Genomic DNA, 5379 nt, shown 5'->3' on the forward strand with positions numbered 1-5379 from the left:
CAAAAGAATTTATAGTCCAGTGGCGGCTTCCCATTTTCTTCGAGAAATTCTTCAACCATAATCATTGGCTTTATATTTTTGTAAGCCCAGGCCATTCCAACAAACGTTGCGTATGTAAAATTTAGGTTAAGCCAATCATTTATGCGTCTCAGCACTCTACTATGTTCAAGGTTTTTCTTATTAGTCACAATGACATTATAACCTGCACCATGGTTGGTCTTTATAACAAACCTATCTGGAAGCTCTGCAAATGGTATTTCCTCAGGTCTTTCTCCCTGCCATAGTATTTTAGGTAAGAAGTTTTCACCAACCTTTTCTTTTACTAATTCTCTTGCCTTTAATTTATCGGATATTTCGGTCCAGATTGGGCTTCTATCAAACAGCATGCGGTGCCAGATTTTTTCGGAAAAACTACGAGGTTTTTTAAATCTAGGATAATAGCCATGTTCTTTAATAAACTTAAGACTGCACAATGATCTATAGGTAAAGTCAGCTGGTCTATCGCCTAGCTTCTGTGAGTAATATCTACAAAAATAGGTATATAAATTTTTAGCGCTTCGTCTATAATTCACATTCTCTAATATAGAGAATTATAATAAGAATTACAATACTGTCTGATTCAACAGTGCAAAACCCCACATTATAAGTAATATTCCTATGAAAATATCTAACGTCCTATTAAATCTCAAGGTAAAAATCAAAATTCTTTATAAACCCATCGGCAGATTAACTCTTGAGAAATAATTCTCATTAGAGTAGGAACAAATTTTGTTGTTTGTTGCCTGGCGTGAATTAATAACTCGTTCAACGATTTATTCTCATATAAATATCCTGTGATCATATTAAGGCCTGAATTGAACCAATTACTGTAAGGTGGATTTGTTAAAATTGCTCTTATAAATTTATAGTTTCTTTCCCAGTTATAACCCGGTTTATTAGAGTCCTTTAATTTTAAGAGTCTGGAGGAAACTCCGCTACTAATAGACTTTGCTAATGAGATATATTCTGGGATAAATCTATGGAAATTTAAAAAATTCTTTCTTATGGTTGGTGCACCTTTTTGCGTTTTAACCTGCGAGATTTCTGGAAAAAGAATCTCCGTACAGGCCCTTGTAAGTTTACCTCCTTGTTTAAATTTCGGAGGGATTTTATAAATCGACTTGGTCAATTCTTTTGAGGCGAAAGGGAGATAACGTGGATGTTTATAAATAAGACCGGTATTGCAGGTTTGAAAAATATGAAGCAGATGATCAATTTGAATTCCTATAGGAAAGTTTCGTACCTCTCGTATTGCTGTCCTTGTCATACTTAATATAAGGTCCTTAAATTCTTTATCAGGAACCTGAAAGAGATTGGGATAGAAATCAAGCATAAATTTCATTTTTGTAAAAAAGATATAATCTAAGTTCTTTGAGGCTGAAGGCATTAAGGCCTTTCCTCTTAAATAATAAGAGCCCCTGAAAACTTCTCCACCCGGAGCACCTGCAAATTTTATATGATCATAATTTGTTATAGGCCATTCTAGATTAAGCAAATATGCTTTACAAGATTCAAAAAAATCTTCATACCCCTCTTGAAATAGACAAATTTCTGCAGCTTTATTTAGCAGAATATCTTCTGCTAAAGAAGGCTTCCTTCTAATATCGATTTGGAAGTTACCTTGTACTGCTAATTTTTTTGCAATAATGACGTCAGGATCAGCTTCTTCTCCTTCAACTACTGCAATAAATGGAATACCCAAGTTATGTACGGTTGATAAAATTAATCGAGAGTCTTCTCCGCCTGTAATATCACAAAGAACAGTTTTATTTTCAGAAGCTGAATGATATGCGCCAATAGAAGTCTTCAGAATAGTAAGCCAATGTTCAATTACTCTATCTAAATTTTCTTCCCAAAGGGTCTCTTTTATTGGGCTCCAATATTGTGTAAATGATATTTCTTTATTTTTGTTAAATGTAACTATTTGGCAAGGTAATAATTTTTTTATTGATTTAAATCTTGTAAATGCTCCCCATGTCAACTTGAGCTGAATCGTCATCGAGAATCCCATAGGATCAATTTCAGACTGAAGAAATCTAGCGAGTGGCAATTCATGACTAGAAAAATATATTCCGCCGGCTTCTATTGAATAATAAACCGGTACAGAATTGTTATAGTCAGTGCAAGCATAAAAAAGATCATTAAGAGAATCATAAGCCAGAATACACCAACAGCCATCTAAATAATTATTTATAAAAGTTCCCGGATTAGAAAAGAAAGTAGACAAGGACGCTTTCTCTTCTTTTATTTTGTTTAAGTCAATTAGTGGCGTACCTAATATTGCAATCCATGAATCTGATTTTTCATCTTGATAAAAAACATCCCTTATTGTCTTGTTAGTTCCATATACAAAAAGAAAAGAATTAACATCTTGAATGAATTGAAAATATCTTTTTTGGGCCTCAGGCACGATTTCTATAAAGCAATTTCTCAGATTCTCACTGTCAGAAAGGCTTGCTTGGTATCCTGCGAAAAAGAAGCTCACGCCAGAATTATAGGCTAAAAGGTGCTATCAAGCAATTAGATCCGATGCTGCCCGTTGAGGCTTGTCTTAAGAACCTTATAGGTCTATTTTGAATTTGTGGTTTACTCTTATTTTGCTTAATTGCTGAAATTAACTCTTCATATTTTATTATGACAGAGGTAACTGTCCTGCAGCCCAGGATTTATTGGGCTTCCACTAATGGCTTACCATGGTTGTGTTTCATCCTCTCTGGGCCATTACTTGGCCAGTTTTGAGTAATCTGCCAAAAATTCTCCCAACGCCGATAACTGAAGAGGTTAACTTATCTGATGACCCCTCGCAAATCTAATCTTTCAGACTTAGACAATGAGACCTTCTGCTACAATAGCCAGTCTAGCACCACAATGAGATAACACCAGCCTGAAGAGCCTAGGATAAACTTCGTCATTTCCATTCCCCAGTACTGGTTGGGCCGTGTTGCCTTCGGTTTCCCCTTTTGAGCGCTACGCACTGCTTTATGCCTCACTTGTTCTACCAGAAGGCCATTTCAACCTGTAAACACGCTTCCGATTAACTAAAAGCCCCTCCCGATGATTAAGCCAGGCTGTCATCCGCCTATATCCCCAGAAGGGATGCAATAGCCGAAGCTCCTTGAGCTTCTCCACCACAACTTCATCCTTATCCGAGCTCTGTCCTTGGCTCTCCTTCCGATACTGCCCGCTCCGGCTTATCCTGAGGGCTTCACAAGCCGATTTCAGGCTCATCCCTGCTTCCCTGAGATTAACTCTTGAGTTTTTTTTAATGCCTCGATCGCAATCGTCTGCCGCCCTATGATCTTCTCCAGTTTCTCTATCTGAGCTTGAAGCACCTTCGTTTCATCCTCACTGCCCCCATTGCTTAACCCCTTCTGACCTGCCTCCAAAAACCTGTCCCCCCACCGATAATACAATGCCTGGCTTATCTGATGCTCCTGACAGATCTCAGCTACCGATTTTTCCCCCCTTTAAACCCTCCAGCACAATCGCCATCTTCTCCTCTGAACTCCATTTCTTTAGCTTCATCCTGACACCTCCTTATCCAGCATAATTTACATCTCTAAGAGGTGTCCTCCTCAGGTGGTTAGTATAAGCGTCTCTATAGCCACTCGGCCTTAAAGGCGCCGCTTCATAATGTTTCATTTTTATGATGGTTATTTTTCTATTCTAGTCCTAAGTTTTGGCAGGCCGAAACTTGCCTTATTGTCCTGTCCAGTTTCCGAACAACATACGACTACTAACTATTAAAATGCGCTAGAGTCGTGGCAATTTAGCCCAAATTGCTAACTCAGAACAAGCTTAGTTAGGGCTCCAGACTTTTTATGATAGCAAATCCAGTGTCTTTTCTTTTCTAGCCACTTCTCTACCGACAAAATAAATTAAAACTGTGTTCATGATAGCTCCTACAATAGCAAAGGCCATAACTGTCTGTGTGACCTTAAGGTACATCCCACCCAGCACTAAGGTCGCTGTCCTGGCGAATAAGAGAATCAAGTCATAAAAGAACACAAGACGCTGAATCCTTATGATCCGGGCAAAAATTACCGCGGGCAAATTACAGAAAACCATAGCCAGCCATATGATCAAGCTCCTAGCCAGAACGCCAGCCATCCGCCATTTTGCCCCAAAAATAAAAGCAAAAATTTGCGGTGCCCAAACTATCAAGATTAAAGAAGGTATTAATGCCATTCCAAACAAAACCAAAACGGTTCGTATGTATAACAAGAAAATCCCTTTACCCTCATTTTTATATTCACAGGCTTTTTGGAAAAGAACCTGACGAAGGGCTGTCAGAACAAGGCCCATTGGGGCCTGTAACATGCTTTCTGCAAAAGCATAGGCTCCGGCAGCAGCAAGTCCGTAAAACTTAGTTAACAATAGGACAGGGAGTCCGGAAGAAATAGCATTAATGAAGTTTTGAGAAGCTGAATAAAGAGGGAAATCAATATATTCTTTAGCTGCAGATTTTATTTTTTTTATGTTTATTTCAGGTTTATGAGAGATTAAATCTGGTATTGTAATTCGAATGAGGTTAAGGCTAGCTCCTAAATTAGCAATGATATTGCTAATAATCAGCCCCAGAGATCCAACTTTAAAGGCTCCAAAAATTATTCTCGATCCGCTTGAAGTAACGCTGCGTATTACCTGAGAAGCTGAGGTTTGTTTAAAGGCTTTGGAACGAACAGCCCACGCCTGAGTTGAATAATTTATACCCGTTATGATCATAGTCAGAATGAATAAAATTAATGCCCAGGTTCCCTGGGTTTTCGTAAGATCATAGAAAATAGATGGTCTAACGATACTAAAAATTGATACAACAAGGCTGATAAAAATAGTTGAGATAATAGAGAGACAGAAAAGATTTATAGCGTCAGCTTTCTCCTTTGGTAGCATTAAGGCCTGGCTATAATCTAAAGTTATGAGTGAACAGACAATACCTGCGACTGCCGTAAATGAACCAAAAATTCCGAAGTCTTCGGGCGTGAAAAGCCTACTGATAATAGGGGAAAGGGCATAAGCTATTATTTGAGCTAGTGCCGATCCGCTCATTATAATTAGAATATTTTTTAGGAAGGATGACTGCCTTAATTTGGGAACAAGATCCTGTATTTTTGCACGGAGTTTACTGGTTTGATTGGGCATGATTTCCTAAAAAATCATAAGTCGAATTAAAAATCTCTCTTTTTTATTAGTTGTATTCCCACCCGCGCCAGTAGTTGACTTAAATGGTGAGCTCCTTTTTCCAAGCACTTTACATACCAGGCAGGCCCTAAAATCAGGGCTACAGGCAAAGCTATAGTATATAAAAATATAGCTGTTATAGATTTAATCGCTGTCATT

Annotated in this window: 4 protein-coding genes and 1 pseudogene; all 5 read right to left on the reverse strand. The window is 38.1% G+C overall.

All coding sequences use genetic code 11. From position 1 onward, the window contains the following. Nucleotides 1-386: ATP-grasp fold amidoligase family protein (locus PLK24_RS07870; RefSeq protein ID WP_324477925.1), on the reverse strand; the 386-nt coding region annotated here is incomplete at its 3' end. A gap of 311 nt (nucleotides 387-697) precedes the next feature. Then, nucleotides 698-2449: an asparagine synthetase B family protein gene (locus PLK24_RS07875; protein WP_324477927.1), complete on the reverse strand. Its 1752-nt coding sequence runs from the start codon at nucleotides 2447-2449 to the stop codon at nucleotides 698-700. Nucleotides 2450-3018: 569 nt separating this feature from the next. Further along, nucleotides 3019-3267: an IS3 family transposase gene (locus tag PLK24_RS11535; protein ID WP_502876051.1), complete on the reverse strand. Its 249-nt coding sequence runs from the start codon at nucleotides 3265-3267 to the stop codon at nucleotides 3019-3021. Beyond that, nucleotides 3264-3494 (reverse strand): annotated as a pseudogene (locus PLK24_RS07880) (transposase); the annotation flags it as partial. The pseudogene PLK24_RS07880 and the gene PLK24_RS11535, both read right to left, overlap by 4 nt. A 364-nt stretch (nucleotides 3495-3858) precedes the next feature. Further along, a complete protein-coding gene (locus PLK24_RS07885) occupies nucleotides 3859-5181 on the reverse strand; it encodes a lipopolysaccharide biosynthesis protein (RefSeq protein WP_324477929.1) in 1323 nt (440 codons plus the stop codon). Nucleotides 5182-5379: the final 198 nt, after the last annotated feature.

This window comes from Atribacter sp., from assembly GCF_035418125.1.
GTDB classification, from domain to species: domain Bacteria; phylum Atribacterota; class Atribacteria; order Atribacterales; family Atribacteraceae; genus Atribacter; species Atribacter allofermentans.

Bases quoted from the DNA above. Each gene is read 5' to 3' on its own strand.
- PLK24_RS07885 (WP_324477929.1), bottom strand. From the start codon at position 5,181: ATGCCCAATCAAACCAGTAAACTCCGTGCAAAAATACAGGATCTTGTT.
- PLK24_RS11535 (WP_502876051.1), bottom strand. From the start codon at position 3,267: ATGAGCCTGAAATCGGCTTGTGAAGCCCTCAGGATAAGCCGGAGCGGG.